At 35.5% G+C, this 19,676-nt stretch carries 17 protein-coding genes; 9 read left to right on the forward strand and 8 right to left on the reverse strand.

Translation table 11 applies throughout. From position 1 onward, the window contains the following. Positions 1 to 158 precede the first annotated feature (158 nt). Positions 159 to 377, reverse strand: coding sequence for a hypothetical protein (locus tag NBX25_RS23390; protein ID WP_250255670.1), 219 nt, complete (start codon positions 375 to 377; stop codon positions 159 to 161). Between the two features lie 184 nt (positions 378 to 561). Then, positions 562 to 1,956, reverse strand: a complete 1,395-nt coding sequence (locus tag NBX25_RS23395) for a phage tail-like protein (protein ID WP_250255671.1) — start codon at positions 1,954 to 1,956, stop codon at positions 562 to 564. A 504-nt stretch (positions 1,957 to 2,460) separates the two neighbouring features. Here NBX25_RS23395 and NBX25_RS23400 point away from each other — a divergent pair. From NBX25_RS23400 to NBX25_RS23430, 7 genes are all read left to right on the forward strand, one after another. After that, a complete protein-coding gene (locus NBX25_RS23400) occupies positions 2,461 to 2,907 on the forward strand; it encodes a nuclear transport factor 2 family protein (RefSeq protein WP_250255672.1) in 447 nt (148 codons plus the stop codon). Between the two features lie 41 nt (positions 2,908 to 2,948). Continuing rightward, the gene (locus NBX25_RS23405) at positions 2,949 to 3,773 is read left to right on the forward strand and encodes a helix-turn-helix domain-containing protein (protein WP_250255673.1); all 825 of its coding nucleotides are present in this window, start codon (positions 2,949 to 2,951) and stop codon (positions 3,771 to 3,773) included. A 75-nt stretch (positions 3,774 to 3,848) separates the two neighbouring features. Next, on the forward strand, positions 3,849 to 5,147 hold the full coding sequence (locus tag NBX25_RS23410; protein WP_250255674.1) for a serine hydrolase domain-containing protein: 1,299 nt from the start codon (positions 3,849 to 3,851) through the stop codon (positions 5,145 to 5,147). 136 nt (positions 5,148 to 5,283) lie between these two features. After that, a complete protein-coding gene (locus tag NBX25_RS23415) occupies positions 5,284 to 5,712 on the forward strand; it encodes a PepSY-like domain-containing protein (RefSeq protein ID WP_250255675.1) in 429 nt (142 codons plus the stop codon). A gap of 506 nt (positions 5,713 to 6,218) precedes the next feature. Then, positions 6,219 to 7,358: a helix-turn-helix domain-containing protein gene (locus tag NBX25_RS23420; protein ID WP_250255676.1), complete on the forward strand. Its 1,140-nt coding sequence runs from the start codon at positions 6,219 to 6,221 to the stop codon at positions 7,356 to 7,358. 151 nt (positions 7,359 to 7,509) lie between these two features. After that, complete coding sequence (locus NBX25_RS23425; RefSeq protein WP_250255677.1) at positions 7,510 to 8,973, forward strand: serine hydrolase domain-containing protein; 1,464 nt, start codon at positions 7,510 to 7,512, stop codon at positions 8,971 to 8,973. Between the two features lie 43 nt (positions 8,974 to 9,016). Continuing rightward, complete coding sequence (locus NBX25_RS23430; protein ID WP_250255678.1) at positions 9,017 to 9,715, forward strand: Z-ring associated ZapG family protein; 699 nt, start codon at positions 9,017 to 9,019, stop codon at positions 9,713 to 9,715. A 295-nt stretch (positions 9,716 to 10,010) separates the two neighbouring features. Here the strand turns inward: NBX25_RS23430 and NBX25_RS23435 are convergent, their stop codons facing one another. From NBX25_RS23435 to NBX25_RS23455, 5 genes are all read right to left on the reverse strand, one after another. Then, positions 10,011 to 10,706 (reverse strand): ABC transporter ATP-binding protein, encoded by a 696-nt coding sequence (locus NBX25_RS23435; protein ID WP_250255679.1) that lies wholly within the window; start codon positions 10,704 to 10,706, stop codon positions 10,011 to 10,013. Further along, the gene (locus tag NBX25_RS23440) at positions 10,700 to 12,046 is read right to left on the reverse strand and encodes a DUF3526 domain-containing protein (RefSeq protein ID WP_123910973.1); all 1,347 of its coding nucleotides are present in this window, start codon (positions 12,044 to 12,046) and stop codon (positions 10,700 to 10,702) included. The genes NBX25_RS23435 and NBX25_RS23440 overlap by 7 nt, the downstream gene beginning before the upstream one ends. After that, entirely contained in the window at positions 12,046 to 13,491 is a 1,446-nt protein-coding gene (locus NBX25_RS23445) for an ABC transporter permease (RefSeq protein ID WP_250255680.1), read from the reverse strand. The genes NBX25_RS23440 and NBX25_RS23445 overlap by 1 nt, the downstream gene beginning before the upstream one ends. Before the next feature lie 3 nt (positions 13,492 to 13,494). Further along, a complete protein-coding gene (locus NBX25_RS23450; protein ID WP_250255681.1) occupies positions 13,495 to 15,810 on the reverse strand; it encodes a TonB-dependent siderophore receptor in 2,316 nt (771 codons plus the stop codon). Positions 15,811 to 15,950: 140 nt separating this feature from the next. Further along, positions 15,951 to 16,280, reverse strand: coding sequence for a hypothetical protein (locus tag NBX25_RS23455; RefSeq protein WP_123910976.1), 330 nt, complete (start codon positions 16,278 to 16,280; stop codon positions 15,951 to 15,953). A 263-nt stretch (positions 16,281 to 16,543) separates the two neighbouring features. Here NBX25_RS23455 and NBX25_RS23460 point away from each other — a divergent pair, with 263 nt between their 5' ends. Then, positions 16,544 to 17,032, forward strand: coding sequence for an NUDIX hydrolase (locus NBX25_RS23460; protein WP_250255682.1), 489 nt, complete (start codon positions 16,544 to 16,546; stop codon positions 17,030 to 17,032). Positions 17,033 to 17,161: 129 nt separating this feature from the next. Here the strand turns inward: NBX25_RS23460 and NBX25_RS23465 are convergent, their stop codons facing one another. Further along, a complete protein-coding gene (locus NBX25_RS23465) occupies positions 17,162 to 18,007 on the reverse strand; it encodes an AraC family transcriptional regulator (protein WP_250255683.1) in 846 nt (281 codons plus the stop codon). Positions 18,008 to 18,134: 127 nt separating this feature from the next. On the opposite strand from NBX25_RS23465, the gene NBX25_RS23470 reads away from it, so the two are divergent. Continuing rightward, positions 18,135 to 19,358 carry an MFS transporter gene (locus NBX25_RS23470; protein ID WP_250255684.1) on the forward strand — a complete coding sequence of 408 codons (1,224 nt, stop codon included), beginning with the start codon at positions 18,135 to 18,137 and terminating at the stop codon, positions 19,356 to 19,358. Positions 19,359 to 19,676: the final 318 nt, after the last annotated feature.

Below are 19,676 nucleotides of genomic sequence, written 5' to 3' on the forward strand. Positions count from 1 at the left end.
GTGTTGGTATATATGAGTTTCTTTTTCCATTTGATTTTTAAATAATAGACTATTATAAAATTAAAGTTTATTTTTATTAATTCAAATGGTTTTTTCATGAAGATATGGTTTAATTATTTTGGTACATTATTATATATCATTATCTAAAATTATTGTACTCATAGAGGTCCCATAGAATAGGTTCTCGCTTTACCTGCTACAATCACTCTTTCCTTTGTCTTTAAAGAGAATAAAGGATGTTTGCTTACTAACTTCATGATAGGTGATTCACCTTTCCAGTCCGTATCTTTATCCAGAAAATAAAAAATAGCTCCATCGTGGGTTTTAATTTCAAAAAAATACGAAGTAGATTTATCCAGAGCATTACTTACAGGCATATAAAATGTATTCTATTATTTTGAAAGAGTTGTGAAAAAAAATATTCGCAAGGGTATGAATTTTCTAATTATAGTTGAAACAAAAAAATCACCACTTTAAATAAGTGGTGGCCTTTTGTGTTAATAGAATTTTGCCTGATAAAGGTAAATGGGAAATTTTACCTGTTGTATCTAATTTCAGTGACTATTCGAGTCGAACTACACTTATGATGAAAGGAGCTGCAATATTTGTTGAACCCGGAGTTGATCCAAAAGAAAGTGCCTGAAATGAAAGGATCTGACCAGCATTCATTTTTAAGAGAGTTGAGTTTGTGCATGTAACAAATGAAGGGGCTCCGTTTTTTTCTGGGAGCGTAACTTTATTACTTGTAAAAGATTGCTGAACTCCGTTTAAACTGATTTGAGCATATCCCGTATATCCATCTCCATCGTCTTCAGTGGCATCTCTTTGAGGATAATTAACCATAAAATCAACCTTATATAATCCGGTGGCATTTGCTGTAAAAGTATTTCCTGTCATTTCATTCAGATTATCAAAAGTCTTTGCGGAAGTTGTAGCATTTGTAAATGTATTGTTTAATGTGATTACCACTACACCGGTTCCTCTTGCGGCACTTACATTGGATGAGTTACGCAATTGTACAACGCCTGTACTGTTTACCGCTAAACTTCCTACCGGACTTGATGCCCCCTGCAATCCTTCCAGCCTTATAGGGTTGGTCGCATTGATGTGAAGTTTATTTGTTGCCGTAGATGTTCCAATGCCTACATTTCCTGTTATTGAATTGATTCTCATTCTTTCAATCAAACCTCCACCAACAGAGTTTCCAATATAGAAATCTTCTTCTGATCCGTTGATTAATGTGGATCCTGTACGAACAGATCCCAACGCCCAGTTAGCCCCGCCTGACGAAGGTCCGCTATTGGTAAAACCAAGTAATGAATAATTTCCTGTGGCCAGAGCGGAAGTATTTCTTAAAGCCAGAATTCCGTATGGGTTGGTTCCGGCGGTCGCATCAATCAAATTATATCGGTTTGAAGATGGAATGGCAGAAACTACATGAAATCGTGTTTCAGGAGAAGCTGTTCCCAATCCGGTTCTGTGATTAGCCGCATCTACCGAAAGGGTAGTCCCGTCAATAGAAAAAGCATTCACAGAGGTAGAGGTAAATGCTAAAGTATTGGCATCTTGAGTTACCACTCTATTGCCCGTGAGACTTCCATCCGAATTGTAAATATTTGTTGAAATTGCTACCCATTGCAATCCCGTAAAATAGTGATATCCGGTATTATGAATACTGCCCACCTGTGCTATACTTGGGATTAATCCGGTTGGTGAAATAATGTCTGTAATATAAACAATGGCTCCAATCTGGTCACTTCCATAAGTTCCGGAGTCTTTTGCGGCTAATTGTTGCTTAGAAACCCTTGGTGGTAAAAGGCCATCCTTCATATTAGGGTTTGTAGTTCCTGCAACATCTAAAGTTGCATTGGGCGTGTCTGTATTTATCCCTACCTGTGCATTTAATATTACAGTTGCACACAAAGCGATCAGGGAGTAGAATTGCTTACCTTTCATGGTTTCGGTTATTGGTTTTCGTTTTCATGGATGTGATTTTAATAAATAATCAATATATTTCATTAGATTGTGATAAATAAAAAAATCAATTAGATATGGTAAATCAGATGCACAAACTTATTTCAATTTTCAGTTTTATCATTACGTATAAATACTGCATTTTATAGAAAATTGCTTTTAAGATCTAAGTGAATAATATAGGAGTAAGGCCATATTTTTGTGCGCAGATTAAGAATTTAATGTATTGTAAATGCCATTTTATTGTGAAATTGTCAAATTTAAGATTGGGGGTTGTACTCAGTGGTACTTGAGATTGAAATGGAGCAGTTGATGGTCATGATAATGATGAAATCAGGGTTTGAATCCGATGTTAACAGCTTTATTTCTTTAGTTGTCAATATTTTACAATTCCATATTTTTGTTTAACTTGGATCTGTTGAAAAAAGATTGGCTGCATTAACGTCATCTGACTTAAAATAAGTAATACCACATTTAATCAATAAAATGAACGAATTAAAAATAAATGCAATTATTCAGGACCTGTCAAATTCCTTACAGACAAGAAGCTATGACAGGTTTGTTAGCTATTTTACAGAGAATGCAATTTTTGAAATACCGTTTACAGTTAATGGAGGAGCTGTAATAAAGGGAAAAGAAAATATAAAAAAGCACTTTGACAATGTACAGCAAAATCCACTGACTAAATTGATTGAAATAGAAAGTGTTTATACAAAAATATACCATTGTGCAGATGACCTTACAGTCACGGTTGAGTATTTCACAAAGGGAAAATCATTAGCTACAAATGAAGCTTTTAAAATACAATCTTCTATTGCACTTATTCAATTTGACGCAAGTGGTATTGTTTATTATAAAGATTTTCCAAATACCCTGGGAATTGCTCAAAAAGCAGGTGTTCTTTCTCAACTGGCAGCAACTTGGATAAATTGAGCTAGATTTACAGTATTCATGTAGAGATGAAAGCTAAAAAAATGACAATAAAAATCTATAGACCTGAAAATCCTATATTAAAAAAGTATATCGAATGCTTTTATATCCTCGAGCAGACCTCTGAAGAATCTTCTGCAACTTATTTTACCTTTCCGAGTATCTATACCATTGTCACGATGAGTGAGAAAACAGAAACTCTGATCATGGAAAACAAAATGACAATTAGATACTGCCAGTCTAATCCCATTGAAACAAATCTTGTGTGTAATTTTAATGAACCTGTATTGATAAACTATGAAGGCGTAATCAATGAAATTACTACGTACTTCAAACCGTTAGGGATCAATGCTTTTATACCAAATAATTTAAGAGATTATGCGGAAGGAAACTTTCCTGATTTTAATCCATATGAGGATTATAAAGAAACCATGGCAGCCATTCTTTCTATAAAAGATCCGGATGAAAAAATCAGAGTGCTGGAATTGTATTGGCTTTCAAAATTTCGTCCGTTTGAGAATGTTTTGTTGGCAGAGGTACTGACTGAAATGTTGCATACAAATAATATCAATCAATCTATGACGAAATTGTCTTATACTACGGGTCGGTCACGAACAACGATCAACAAGCATTTTGATCAGCATATTTGTAAAACGCCTTCCCAGTTCAAAAAAATTATCAGATTCAGGGCAGCTATTCAAAGCCGGCTTGACGACCAAAATCGAGTAGGATTGTCTTATAGTGTTGATTATTTTGACCAGTCACACATGATCAGGGATTTTAAAAAATTAACAGATTTTACACCAAAAGTTTTTTTTTCAAAAATAACAACACTTGAAAAAGGTGTTATAAAATGGATGTTTATTTAGTGGGTTTACAAAAATACAATGATGCTGGTTTATTAAGTAGTAACATTGCAGTCTAGTAATATCATTAAATCGTCTATGAAGCTAACACTACTAATTCTGTTATTTCCATTTCTCATTTTTGGACAGAAAAATGTATCAGCTAATCTTGAGAAATATATGCAGGCTCAGGTTGAAGTCAACAACTTTAGTGGAACTGTCCTTGTGAAAAAAGACGGTCATGTTTTACTAAAAAAAGCATATGGTTTGGCAGATTATGAATGGAATATTAAAAATACTGTAGATACTAAATTTCAGTTGGCTTCAGTAACCAAACAATTTACTGCAACCGCTATACTTCTGTTGGTTGAAAAAGGGAAACTCTCCCTTGATGATAAACTGAGTAAATTTCTGCCAGATTACCCCAAGGGTGATAGTGTGACGATCCATATGTTGTTATCGCATAGCTCAGGGTTGGCTATGGGCTTTAAAGAAATAGCCTTAAGCACTAAGGATCAAGATTCTGCCTATGCCGAAATAAAGAAAATACCTTATGAATTCTCTCCTGGAATTAAAAGCGGATACAGTAATATTGGCTATTATTTATTGGCTAAGATCATTGAAAAAGTCTCGGGGGAGAAGTATGCAGTTTTCTTAAAGAAAAATATATTTGAAAAAGCCGGGATGAAGAATACAGGAGTCAGTAATAATGATTCTATAGTTTTAAAAAAAGCAAAGGCTTACTATCGGACAGAAAGTGGGCTTATTCATAATCCTTATATCAACTGGCAAATTAATGTAGGTCATGATGGCGTTTATTCTACTGTTGAAGATCTGGCCTTATGGGATAAAGCTTTATATGGAACAGATATTCTTTCCGCGCAGATGAAAAAATTAATGTTTAAACCTTATGGTGATGAAAATTGGGGATATGGATTTATCATCAATCCGTTCTACAATCACGGACATCAATTAATAGCCCATGATGGAGGCTTTTTTGGAACAATGACTTCCTTTAACCGGTTTACAGATGACAATCTTTTTGTGACCGTACTTTCTAATAACGAATCATTTTCCTATATTATAAGTTATGGGCTTTCCGCCATTGCATTGGGAAAAGAGGTGGAGCTTCCTTATAAACACCACCGAATTGAAATAGATCCAAATTTATACAATCAATATGCAGGGAAATATGATAAAATTACCGTATTGAAAATTGATGGTAAACTTTATTTTAACGATGTGGAAATGGAACTTATTCCAGAGTCTAAAACCAAATTTTTTAGAAAAGATAATAATGACAGGACAGTAGAATTTATTCCCGATAGTGCGGGGATTTACAACGCTATAATTCTGACAAAAGGTGGGGTGAAAGAGGTTATCAGAAGGAGTAAATAGCCACAATGACCCTGAGGTTTACCAGCTGGCCCAATCAGATACAAATCTATCAGCTTCTTTCAATTTCAAATCTAAAATTCAAAATTTCTACAAAATCATGATGGTTATTTGTACTATAAATTAATAAAATAGTACAATGAAAAAGTTAACATTTCTAGTGGCTGCCTTGGCTGGTATTTCGTTTGTCTGTGCACAGCGAATTCAGGAAAAAGATGTTCCTTCAAACGTAAAAGCTGGATTTCAGAAGCATTTTCCCGAGGCCAAAAACGTAAAATGGGAAAAAGAAGAAGGCAATTATGAAGCCGGATTCAAAGCCCAAAAAATAGAACATTCCGTTTTGCTGGATGCTTACGGTAATATTGTAGAGAGTGAGGTAACAATAAACAGGAGTGAACTTTCAGCTCCCATAAAAGACTACATCACTAAACATTATCCAGGTAAGAGAATAAAAGAAGCTGCAAAAATTACGGATGCTAAAGGTGTACTGACTTACGAAGCGGAAATAGAGGGAATGGATATTATTTTTGATAAGTCAGGTACATTTATAAAAGAGGTGAAAGACTAATTCGGTTTTGAGGAGAAGACTTCAAAAGAGTTGTATAAATGATTTTTTACTGTAAAAGTTGTTTTAAAGATAGTTCCTGCATGCACGTTGACACAACAAATTTATATTACTCTGAGGATTTTTTGAATAAGATTGAGAAATGAGTTCAAATAAAATGATTTAGTAATTTGTAAAAAAGAAATAAAATAACAACTCGGGCAATTTAAAAACAGGGTTACTTTAAAAATAAGTAGCGCTGTTTTGCTCTGTATGAACTCCACAAGACGCTCTTTCAAGTATTTTATTGCCGATTTCGAAAATATTTTACATTTATGCTATTGAAAATCATTGATTTGGGATTTATTCGTTCGTTAACGAGCTATTTAATGCACTTTTGATGAAAAAAAATCAAACAAAGTCAATCTAATTTTTATATTTGCATCTGTTGGATTTTTAACTCTGATAAACCTTCAGGATTCCAATGAAAATTTAAAAATAAAACAGCAATAAACAAATAAGAGTAAAGAATGGATAATATTAATTTATTAGTTATTGTAAACATCGTTTCTTTATTCATTTCATTGTTTTTAGCCTTTTTTCTGATTACCCTTAAAACAAAGTACAAAATCAGTAATTGTTTGTTCGCTTTTTTTCTAATATTAAATGCAATAGATATTAGTGAGCCCTTGTTTAACATGGTGGTTGATGGCCCGTCTAATCTGGGAATGTTTAGAACCACCTTCGCATTCCTCCAAATTCCTGTTTTTTATCTTTATATAATATCAGTCTGCTACTCTGATTTTAAGCTAAAGCCAAAGTATTTGCTACATCTGATCCCATTTTTAATGGTTAATTTGGTGTTACTGCCCCGTTTTTATACAGTGGATGCAGCATCTAAAATGAGTTTTATTCAGAATCGTCAAAATATGATAGAGTTCCAGTTCATTCATATTTTAATACATCTTCAGATGGTTCTATATATCATTACTGTTTTTAGAGTACTAACAAAAACAAAGAAACTATATCTTGAAAACTATGCCGGTAAAAACATCAGCTCCTATAATTGGTTATTCCAGTTTACCGTTGTACTAACTATTTTATATGCGGTAGCTTTTTTAAAAAATATTTTAAAATTTTCTGACTATCAAAATATTTCGGAATGGATCAAGATCGGACTTTTATCGTCTTCTCTTTTGGTTTTTTGTTGGTATTTATTCAAAGCGTTAAATAACCCTGGCCTTTTTAGAAATATTGATTCGAAACTAAAGCTTGTTTCTGAGATTGTTTCAGAAGAAAAAAGCCGTAAGGAATCAATAGTAGATGAAAGAGAATATAATGAGGAACTTTTAAAGCTAAAAAAATATATGGTTGAGAAAAGACCATATCTCAACTCTTCGCTCACCATTCAGGATGTTTCCAATGATATTGAAATTCCTGTTCGCGATTTATCTCTTTTAATCAATCATCAATTAGGGCAACATTTTTATGATTTTGTGAATGCCTATCGAATAGAAAGTGCTATGGGTATTTTAAAAGATACTTCAAAAAGTAAAGTGACGGTTTTAGAAATTCTATACGAAGTCGGTTTTAATTCAAAATCTTCTTTTAATACTGCTTTTAAAAAACACACAGGCAATACCCCAACGGCTTATCGTAAGGGTGTGTAAAACAGTGTTTTGTAATTATTCGAACTCTTTTTTATAAAGATTCCTACTCATTTTTTATACAAATTCGACCGATTGCTTTTACTCGGTCGCATTGCTTTAATGCCTTCCGCATCTTTGTATCGAAATAATTTTTAACATAAAAAACGATACCATGAAAAGCCCCTTTTATTTACTGATTCTTATAGCACTGGTTTCAAGCTGCCAAACAAGTAAAAAAGTTTTTTCGGAAAATAGAGATTACCGTTTTCTTACAGATAGTTTAAACATTGAACCACAATTAGAAAAGTACAAGCTTCCTGGATTTAGCCTTGTGGTTTTTGAAAATTATAAGATTGTTTATTCAAATCAGGTAGGAGTGAAGTCAATGGATTCTAAAGAAAAATTAGATGTAAACACTGCTTTTTCCACAGCGTCAATCACAAAACCAATCACCGCACTTCTTTGCCATATCCTTGAAGAAAAAGGATTAATTAACCTGGATGAGCCCATTGATAAATCTTTAAAACGCTGGCATTTACCCAAAAGTAAGTTTACTGAAAACAAGAGTCCAACCTGGAGACTATTTTTTAATCATACTTCGGGTACAAATCAAGGTGGATTCTCAGATTATTATAACGGAGATGTTATTCCAACTATAAAACAAAGTCTTTTAGGACAAATACCAAGATATGATAAAGAAATTGAATTCCTGTTTACGCCGGGAACCGGTTTTGAATATAGCGGGGGAGGATATGTAATTGTCCAAATGGCATTAGAAGATACTTTCAATAAGTCTATTGCAGAACTGGCACAGGAACATCTTTTTACCCCTCTTGGTTTGATGAATACCACCATGATACAGCCTAATGAAAAGGGGTTTCTAACAGATGTAGCTTCTGTTCACGATAAAGATGGAAAAGTGATAAAAACAGGCTTACCAATTACGCCACAGATTGGAGCATCAGGAGTATGGTCTACGCCTACAGATCTAGCGAAGCTTTCTATTGAGATACAAAATGCTTTACGCAATAAAAATAATAAAGTCATTTCTCATCAGGTTGCCAAAAGAGTAACGGAAGTAACAGCGTTGAAAGATGCCGTTGGAGGTTGGGGGTATGGCTGGCAAAAGTCTGTTGCTTATAATCACTATGATTGGTTTATGTGTAATGGCTCCAATACGGGAGTTGGGGGAAGTATTTTGGCTACTATGGAAGACGGAAATGGTTTTGTAATTCTTGCGAATGGTGAAAAACCTAATCGTATTCCGGTGATCAACGAAGCCCGCATAAAACTTCTGACTTTAATGAACTGGAATAAGAAAATATCCAATAAAAATATTCAGGAACTTCCTTTGGGTTTAAAAAAACAACTTATCGGAACGTATAACGATTTTCTTTATGGACAGGGAGCAGAAACGAAAATTGTAGAAAAGGATAACCGTCTCTATGTTGAGTCTCCATTTTTGGGATATTTTAAAGGAAAAAATGCTAATGAATTGCTGTATATGGGAAATGGGACCTTTACAATTGTAGATTATCCCAACCTATTAAAATTCGATTTCAGCAATGGAAAGGTAAACTCTGTCATCTTAACAAGAGATTCTCTGAAAACAGAAGTTCAAATTATTAAAAAATAGATCTGACAAATAGTAAAAAAAACAAAACTTAAACCCAAGAAGAATGAACCCATTATTTTTAATTCCAGTCGTCATAATAATTGCAGGTATGGCTTTGATGATAATCATGAATAATAAACACAAAGTTGCAAAATCGGAAATTGATTTGGATTCTGAAAGAACTCAATATGACCAATACAAACAAGAGCTTCTGGCTCAGGATTTTTCAAAATTACAAGAATGGATGGAAGATAAACCAATTGATGCATTTACTTCTGCCTCTGTTCCCCAGTCAACAGCCAATAAAGTGCAGGAACTTGTAACTGACGGGATAAAAAATGTAGCATTATCTACGATTGGTGTAAAGCTTAAACGAATTGAAACAGATTGTTTTTGGGTGTTAAGTGGAAACGATCTGCATTTTTTCAGTACCGATACAGTTGGCGGATTAGATGAGCACATTGTATTTGATCATTTTAAAGTTGAAAAAGCTAGCCTTCAATATGGAGGACTTTTGAAATCGCAATTGGGCGTTTATTCAAAATCATCAGAAGAATATTTGCCAAAAACATATATTATCACCTTTGATATTGACGGAAGTTCATTACCCCTTGAAATTCATGATAGACTTAATTATAGAGTGGATCCGGAAGATATGCTCAATTTAAAAAAGCAATTGGAAACAAGAGTGAAATATCAGGTAGTGGGTGAAAAATTTGTAAAAATTTCTCAGGATAAATTCCCTAATCTAAAAATGTTTTAACAGAGGATGAGAATTTTATCAAAATTTTTAAGCTCATTTAAAAGCATACGATTAAATGATAAAATGAGTGGATAGTGCAGATTGTCAATAATTTATTGAACAAGAAGCCCACTCAACAATAAAACAAAGAACTATTTTAAAAACCCGGCAAGTATATTAATGAATGATATAAAAAAATGGCACCATTTACATTAAAATGATGCCATTTTAGCTATTTGTGGCCAGATGAGTATATCTTCAAACGCTTTTAGAAATGATTTGATTTCGCTTTTTTTATTGAATCAGATGCATTGCATCAGATGGTTTGCAAATACAATTCCTGCAATTCCTCAGCAGAAAACGATTTGGACGGAAGATTTTGTACCAGTTCGCCCTGTTTCATAATTCCGATATTCGTAGCAACACTTACGGCATTGAAGATATCATGGGTTGCCATTAAAATAGTTCTTCCTTCGTGGCCCAGCTGTCTTACAATTTCTGTAAATTCAGCAGTGGCAATCGGGTCAAGTCCGCTAGTGGGTTCATCAAGGAGTAATACTTTAGCATCTTTGGCAAGAGCGATAGCAATTCCAACTTTCTGTCGCATTCCCTTTGAATAACCGCCCAATGGCTTTTCATGGGCAATTTCCTGCAAACCGGTACGCTGCAAAAGCGTGGAAAGTTCTTCTTTATTATAATGAAAGCCTGCAATTTTTGAGAAGAAATCAAGATTTTCAATTCCGGTAAGATTCGGATAAAGCAACACCGTCTCAGGAATGTACGCCAGATGTTTTTTGATTTTTTCAGGATGGTCTTTCACTGAAATATCATGGATGAAGGCATCACCGGAAGTCGCTTTAATTAAACCTAAAAGGATATTGATGGTTGTACTTTTTCCTGCACCGTTTTGTCCGAGAAGGGCAAAAATCTCTCCTTTCTGAATTTCGAGATTAAGAGATTGTAAAGCAGTGAAATCATTGTATTTTTTATGAAGATTGATGGTTTTTAACATAGCTTTCTGAATTTATTTTGTGAAAGGATTAACAATAAAGAAATGAGAATGAAGTAGGGAAGGAACACGCTGAAAAGATTAGGTTTCTCAGCACTGATGAAAACCTTTACGGTCTGTTTCGTCCAGTCTATAAGTTTTCCGTTTGCATTTTCAAAAATATAAGGATAAAAATACAGTCTTTGTTTCTCGTGGAAATTTTTCAACCCTTCCGCATAATTCAGCTGATTTTCCATTCCTGTTTTGGCTGCTTTACTTTGAACCAGTTGCGTATGGATATTCGGTAAAATATATCCAAGGTAAATGGATGCGTTATTTCGGTTCTGCATTTTTTCATGATATTGCTTTGAAGATGCTGCTGATTCAACATCTGCCATGTGCTGCATCGCATAATACCAGGTGTAAGAATAGCCGCTGTTTTCCGCAACGGTGTATTGGCTGAATTGCGGATAGATTTTATGAAATTTTTGCATGGTAGGAATTTTCGCTTCATCCCATTTATTGTGATACCCTTCCCGTTGTTCAATTTGGGCCTGCAAACCTTCTTTTACAGGAATCAATTGCTGAATGACCATGTTTCCCGTCATCGGAATTATGAAATTCATACCCATCCAGAAAATCACCAAGGTCAAAGCATTCCACGAAGAAGATTTCTGATATCCAATAATCCATCGGCATAATGCAAACCAGAAAATCAGATAAAGTAAACCTGACAAAGTGAAAATGATGAAAGCAGAATCCAGTGGAATCTTAATGTATAAAACGGCAGCAATTAGTAATAAAAAGTAAACCGAACTTACGGCAAGTAGGCGAATCATTAGTTTAGTATCAATCAGCTTTCTTAAGTTTTGACTTTGCACGGAAAGCAACTTCCAAGTTCCTTTTTCCTGATCTTCGGAAATAATATTGTAACAAAAAGCAATAATTACTAATGGAAAAAGAAATACCAGGACAAAAGAGAAATCGAAATTTCCAACAGCTGCATTCGCAGGATTGAAAAAATCGGAATTGTTTTTCTGTTCTTCCAGATTTCTGATTGTAACCCCTTGAATAGAAGGATTCAAATCTCTCAAGCCGATATTTAAAGCCGCCAGTTTGGGCATTTCATTCACAAGATTGAATTTTACATAATACAGCAAAAGGCCAACGTCTTCGCTGTGTAATGCCACATTTTTATCGAGGCTGTTTTTTTGATAGGTTGAACTTTTAGCAATAATTTCTTCGTTTCTGTCCAGAAATTTTTTACCAGTGTACAAAGAGCTCAAACCGGCAAAAATCAGAATTAATAAAGAAATAATATAGGCTTTGTTGCGGTAAAACTGTTGGTATAGATAGTAATTCATTAGATTAATTTTAAATTTTTTGCACTTAATTCAACCATCAGAATACAGACAAGAAGCCAGAAAATAATAGCCGCCAATGGAAGAATCTGATGACTCAGACTTTCTTTGATTGAGGTAAATTCATACTGGAAATCCGGAAACTTATGCCAGTTTTCTTTGCCTACCATAGCGGGTTTTTCGTTCTCTTTGGGTTTGATGTTGCTGATGTGTTCAATCTGAAGGTCATTCATTCGCTGGGCGAGTTTATAACGGTATTCTTCCGCTTGATTCTGAAACTGCTGATAGGCAAAATAATCTGTTCCCGAGGCGGTCATCGAAAGATTTTTAATCGCCATCACAGGATTGATGAAACCAAAGATTTCACTCAGTTTTTGCTGTTGATGGTATTGGTCCTGAAGTTTTTTCAAATGATCGACATACAGTTTTGCACTGATTCTTTCTCCTTCTTTCATTACAATTCCTCCGTAATTAACAGGAAGCTCGTCGGTGGTTTTCACATTGTATTTTATCAGCAGAGAATCTTTAATGTGTTTAAAATGCGGATCTTCAGGATTGTGACTGTCACCCACTTTCATCACATCTTCCTCTACCTGAGTTTCAAAGGCAATTCTTGATGGAGTAGGATAGAGATTCTGCGCTACAAACTGAACTCCCTTAGGTAAAAAAATCACCAGCATTAGCCATGAACCAATTAAACCGATTAAAGCGGATGATGAAGCTTTGCTTCTTGCAGAAACTAAAACCGTTAAAGTACAGAAGAAAAAATAATACACCATATACGCCGGAAACAGGAGCAGCATTCGGGAGACAATATCATCAATACTGCTTGATTCTGCCATGATTCCAATGACTAAAACAAAAGGAATCACAGGAATAAGAAACACTAAGGAAAATTGCCAAAGCCCGAGGATTTTACCCCATAAAATAGCTCTTGGCGAGGCTCCCTGAACAGTTAGGATTTTCAATGTGGCCTCTTCTCTTTCCCGGACAATAAGTCCAAAACCGAGAAATAAAATAATCAAAGGAACAATAGCCTGCAGAATAAATGCGGCACTGAATGTTCCGAAACGCACCAGAATTCCTGAACTTCCTGCTTCCGAAAGATTGGCGGTGTTCTGTTTGTGAGCCTCAAGGAAAATGACATTTCCAAGGTAATCGTCCAATCCGTTATCAAAAATGCTTAGAGGATGTCCGATCCTGAAAACGAGATATCCATAATGCGCCATTCTGTGCGGATGTTTATCCGGCCGGTGTTCCCAGTTTTCACGGGTTTCTTTACGATATTCTTTTACTTTCGAATAGGTTTCGCCGTATTTGGTAAACCCGATTCCGAGGCTTAAAAAGCAGAACAGGAGAACCGTAACGGCAATGAGCAGGTTTTGTTTACTTTTAAATAAATCCTGCCGGGTTTTTCTTACAATGAGTTTCAAGTTTGAAAAAGGCATAGTTTAAAATTTATAAGTTGCTGTAAATAAATAATTTCTTGGTGCTCCGGGGAAGAGTCTCAGATAATTCTGCGCTCCTATCCAGTAGGTTGTATTGCTGATATTGTTCACATTCAGAGCCAATTGGAGCTTGGTTTGCGGCACAGAATAATAAATTGCGGCATCCAAAGTAGCATACGCCGGAAGCTCAAAACTTCTGGTGAACCAAGGGATCTTTTTACTTTGGTATAACATTCCCGCACCTATTCCGAAGTCCTTTAAAGCCTGAATATGGGTGAAATTATACCTCGTCCAGATAGTCACTGAATTTTTGGAAGTATTTTCTTTAGCCAAACCAATTAAAGCAGGATTGGAATCATCCAAAACTTTTGCGTCAATATAGCTGTAGCCTGCATATATGTGCCATTGTGGAAGAACGTAGCCTGCCAATTCGGCTTCAAAACCGCGGCTTCTGTCTGCACCCCGATGAATCAACTGATCCGGTTCTGCTGGATTATTGGCGTTCACCAGGATATTTTTCTGATTAATTTCATAAAAGGAAAAACTCGCGTCAATCTTTTTGAAAAGTCTGGTTTTGACTCCTAATTCTTTTAAATCCGAAAGCAAAGGCTTGTATAAGGATGCGGAAATTGCCCCCGTAAAACCTGCCGTCTGTGGCATCAGAGAAATTGTATTTGATTGTGGCTGGTACCCTGTAAGATAGGTTCCGTAGATATTAATGTTTTCGGTAACGCTGTAGGTTAAACCGACCCGGTAGAGCATCTTCTGATTCCTGAAAGAGTTTTCTTCCGCTTTTTTATAGTGGGTAATATCCTGAAACCATTCCTGTCTGAGCCCGGTCAAAAGTTTAAACTTTTTCCATGTTAGTAAATGCTGTACATAGGCTGCGTGAGTAGTTGTTAATGCCGTTGGTAGAGGATTGATGATATTTAAAATGGTATAGCTGTTTCCTTGATGGTTTACTGCACCTGAGGTAAGATCAAATGGATTCACATTGGGTTTGGGAAGTGTAATTCCATTATACATCATTGTCTGATATAAAGCGGCATTGGCGGGATTGTAAGAGGAGCTTACCGTTCCGTCTTTCATCATAAAACCTCTTGCAGCATCTTGTTTCCCACCGCTTTTTTTCTCCCAGATATGGCTGTCATATCCTACTAAAGTCTGATGTTCAACAGCACCTGTTCTGTAAGTGAAATTAAAATAAGCATTTATATTATCTATCGACCAATGCTGAATTCTTTCCATGTACTGCATCATCGCCAGACTCGAAATCTGCTGATTATTGATGTCCGGCACAAATGAGTTTGTGGTTCTGGTCTCATGAATGTCTTCGTCCCAGAACTGCTTCATATAAGACGCATTAAAACTTATATTTTTATTGAAATGATGAGCAAGGCTTCCCATCAGGGTCAGGTCTTTTGTTTTGAAATAATCTCCCGGTGCACCGAGATTTAAACTGATAGGTGTACTGTTGAGGTCGGTTTTTCCGGCAACTGCTCCAAAGATAGGCTGCCCCCTGTCTAGGTTTCCGTTCATTTCGTTGTAGATCATTTCTACATTCACCGAAGTTTTAGCATTAGGGATAAAAGAAATAGAGGGTGCTATCAAAATGCCGTTATTTTTTACATGATCACGAAATGATTTGGCATACTGATGGGCTCCGTTGAAACGGTATAAGAGTGTTTTGGATTTATTCAAAGGTCCGGTAATATCGGCTGAAAGACGATACGTGTCAAAGCTTCCTCCGGATAAACTTACTTCATAATGAGGCGTTAACAATGGTTTTTTAGTCACCATGTTGATGGTTCCTCCCGGATCTACACTTGACATAGTAATACTTGCCGGACCTTTAAAAACTTCTACACGCTCGATATGTGAGGTCATCGGCTGAAGAAAATAATATTGTCTGGTACGCATACCATTGATGATCTGGCCTTCCTCATTCTGGCTGATTCCTCTGATACTGTACTGATTGTAGAAACTTACATTGGAAACCCCTGCCACATTTTTCAGAACATCACCCAGTCTGAATGCATGCCTGTCATTGATAAGTTCCTTGGTAACAGTATTGAGCGTAAGCGGAAGATCTTTGTTTTTCATCGCAATCTTAGTAGCAGCGAATGAATAATCGGAAATGTAACCTTTAGATTTTCTCCCTATGATTTCTACAGTTTGAATGGTTGCAGGAATCGAATCTTTTTCCACTTTCTGAGCACTGATTGCCGTTGAAAATAATATAAAACCTAAACCTGTTAAATGAAAAGTTTTACCGGATATACCATGTATGATTCCGGCTTGATAAGAATTAAATGACATAAATATTGAGTAAGAGGTATGCTTAAATACCAAGTGAATAAAGAATATCTTACTTAAGCTTTAAAATAAAATATCCCAAAAGACCGCTGCTAAAGATCATTAGACCTGCAGGTAAAAGAGTTTAGTATCAAAAACTAAAATTATGAAAGACGGGGAGGAGCTCTTGAAGAGAAATAATCCAGTAAACAACGATAGGTTTTGGCCTTCGGTTGAGGCATCTCGTTATTATTGGTGATGTTAAAAGTGAAATCCTGATTTTGATTTTCCGGAAGGATACTTGTATTCATCTGCAAATGGAGTGCACATTGGCAATCGTCATTTTGAGAAACAGTAGGTACCTTTTCCTTTTTAGAATCTTTTTTATGAAGGGTTTTGGCGGTGGCATGTTTCGCATGCTCAAGACATATGCTTATTCCACTGACGTTCGATAGAAAGATCAGTAACAGAGAAAAGACAAAAAAGGTTTTCAATGTTTTTTGCATAAGAAGCGTCAAAAATAAGGATTAAATTTCATAAAATGAAACTTTGTTGCAATAATAAATAGTAAACAGCCTTAATATAATCATCCAACAGAAGCTTTATGCTTGAAAATTTAATGGGTGCTTTCCATTCAGAGATCTGATGCTTTTAGCTTTGTGGTGTATTCATCAGGATATTTTTTTAATCATTAAGTTGATAAATAGGATTGAAAACTCTTTTTGGATTTATTATTTTTGTCTGAAAAGAAAATAATATGAATCAAGATGTGATTGGATTGAAGAGGGTAGCGACATTATGTATATTAAGGAACAACGATAAATTTTTATTGCTGAAACGACTGAAGGAGCCCAATAAAGATATGTATGTTCCCGTTGGAGGCAAAATTGATCCCTTTGAAAACCCCGATGATGCAGTGGTACGTGAAGTAATGGAAGAAACAGGCATTCATATTACTTCGAAAAAGTTTTGTGGAATTTTAACGGAAACTTCCCCTGTTAAATACAATTGGATAAGCTATGTTTATATATCTGATATAGAATTTGTTGAACCACCCTACTGTAACGAAGGAGAACTGCAATGGATAGATGCTAAAGATCTGGCAGATATTCCAACTCCTTTAACGGATTTATACATCTACGACTATGTGGCTAAAGGTGAAATTTGTGCTTTTAACGCTGTTTATGACTTAGAATTAAATCTTATCTCTTTACAGGAGCAGTATAGTAACACGATCATCAGATAGATTTAACATTCCTCTGCTGCTCCGCTGCGCAAAGTCTCCCGACTTTGAGCTTGTACATAAAAGTATACCCTTTATACTTGCTCCAAAGTCAGGAGACTTCGGAGAGCAGGAGTAAAAATAATATAAGTATTAATCGCTGTTTTTAGGATTGATCATTGTTTTTCGAAAACAGGTCAGCGTAATCCCTTTGTATTTTTTATAGAATTTATTGATGTGGCTCTCATCGGTAAAGCCAAACTCTTCAACCAGTTCTCCAATCCGTTTGTCACTGAACTTTAGTCTGTGTTCTATTAGTTTGAGCTTATAATTTGCGATATAATCCTTATAGTTTTCCCCACACTGCTTTTTAAAGTAAGTACTGAAATAATTAGAGGATATCCCGAATTGTTTACTGATGACTTCCATTTTCAGAAGGGAAGGGGTATAGATATTATTTTCGATATAGGTCAATATACTCTCTATCTTATTGTCTGTAGTTTCTGAGAATCTGTCCGGTTTTTTTTCTGAAATGTTTCTGGCAGCAATTACAATCAGGGAGTTGATGTAATGCAGGTTCAGGTCCTGGTAATAAAGCTTCTTTCCGTCAAGGCTCAGAATAAGTGATTCTACAATTTTAGCAATGAGAACCTTATCTGCTTCATCAGTTATTATGGTGCCTGAGGTTTGATCCGCTGTATACAGTAGATCTTCAAGATAGTTTATTGTTTTCCATCGGTAGTCTCTCAAATATGAAAGATGAAACTTCATGATTAAAAACTCTACCATTCCATTCAGATCAAAATAGTTCTCTTTATCTGGTGTAAGCAGAACCAAATAGCCTTCCTTAAATGGAATTAAATTTCCATTATGGTGATGTATTCCTTCCCCTGAAATTACGTAAACAAATTGAAAAAAGCTGACGTTGCTTTTAACGGACCAGGTATCTGTTTTTAAAAAATAGGCTTCAATCTGTTCATATTTCTGATTCTTAATCATAAATAAAAATTACATATTTATGAAGTAAATATACCTATTTTGAATGTAGTTTTCGGTTTATTTTTGCGGTGTAAAAAGTTAACTATCGCGATTTTAACTGACTAACATTATTAACAAAAGAATAAAAATGATTAAGGATACACAATGTAAAGAGCCTTTGATGGATTCAGATAATGTTGAATCTCAACAGGAATATGCGAATCACAAAACTTTTCCCCTGGCGAAGCTGCTATTGCTTAGTATGACAGGTTTTATTGCCATCATGACGGAAACAATGCCGGCGGGGATATTGCCGCTAATCTCAAAAGATCTGGGAGTTTCGGAATCATTATCCGGACAACTCATCACGCTTTATGCGCTGGGCTCTGTATTGGCAGCCGTTCCGGTAATTACAGCTACAGCGCATTGGCCCAGAAAGAGATTGCTTTTATTTTCAATATTGGGATTTTTTATTTTCAATCTTGTTACAGCCATATCATCAAACTATATCCTTACCCTGTTTGTTCGGTTTTTGGGTGGAGTTTCGGCTGGTGTAGCTTGGGCGATATTGATAGGTTTTGCCAAAAGGATCGTGCAGCCATCTCATGAAGGAAAAGCAATAACGATTGTCGGGATGGGGCAGCCATTGGCACTCGCATTCGGAGTTCCTCTATGTACATGGATAAGTTTGTATTTGGGATGGGCAGGAGCATTTTGGATAATATCAGGTATTTCGTTATTCTTACTTGTTTTTACCTACTTATCCATTCCTGACTTTAAAGGGATCGAAAGTAAGAAGAAGGTTTCCCCCAGGTTTGTACTTGGGATGAAAGGTGTTCTTATTACTCTGGTAGCTATATTTCTATGGATTTTTGCGCATAATATGCTGTATACTTATATGTCTCCCTTCCTTGCAATCTATAGATTAGCAGATAAAATAGATGTCTTCATGTTATTATTTGGGTGTTCATCATTGCTTGGGATTGCAATTACCGGAGCCTTGATTGATAAATTTCTAAAATCTTTGATACTCTTCAATTTGCTGTTATTTGCTTTTTCTGCACTGGTTATGATGGGTGGAGACCATTCAACCTATTGGGTTTATATTGGAGTGTTTGTGTGGGGTACATCCTTCGGAGGAGCTCCGTCTCTCCTTCAAAAGCAGTTGGTGGATGCCAGTGGGGAATATGCAGATATTGCACAATCGATGCTGGTAACCGTCTTCAATTCAGCAGTTGCCATGGGAGGAATAGGAGGAGCATTTGTGTTGGTTTATTTTAATGCGATTTCAATTCCAATGTCTCTCGTTATCATTAGTTTATTGATTTTGGTGATTTTTATGCTGGAAAAATTATCAATAAAAAAGACTTAAATAAAAGGTTGTCCGATAAATTTTGGATAACCCTTTTTAATTTTGCCTATACTTTCTTTATTGATGGCATCTAATAAATCATGCTTGGAATTATTTTTTGATTAAAAGATTAAACGCAAAGTTCATGAATGTTTCCGCCTTATTTTAAGTGAGCAAAGCAATGCAACTTCGTCACTGAAGAAGCGGTATGCTTATCCGTACGCTTCTACGAATCAACAAAGTTGATTCTATCTTTGCTCCCTTACAATCAGCGGTTTCAAAAATAAAAGCTTTGCGTCAAAAAATATCATCTGCACATTATCATAAATTCTGCTTAGA

Origin of the sequence: Chryseobacterium sp. Marseille-Q3244, assembly GCF_940807095.1 — a bacterium.
Taxonomy (GTDB): Bacteria; Bacteroidota; Bacteroidia; order Flavobacteriales; family Weeksellaceae; genus Chryseobacterium.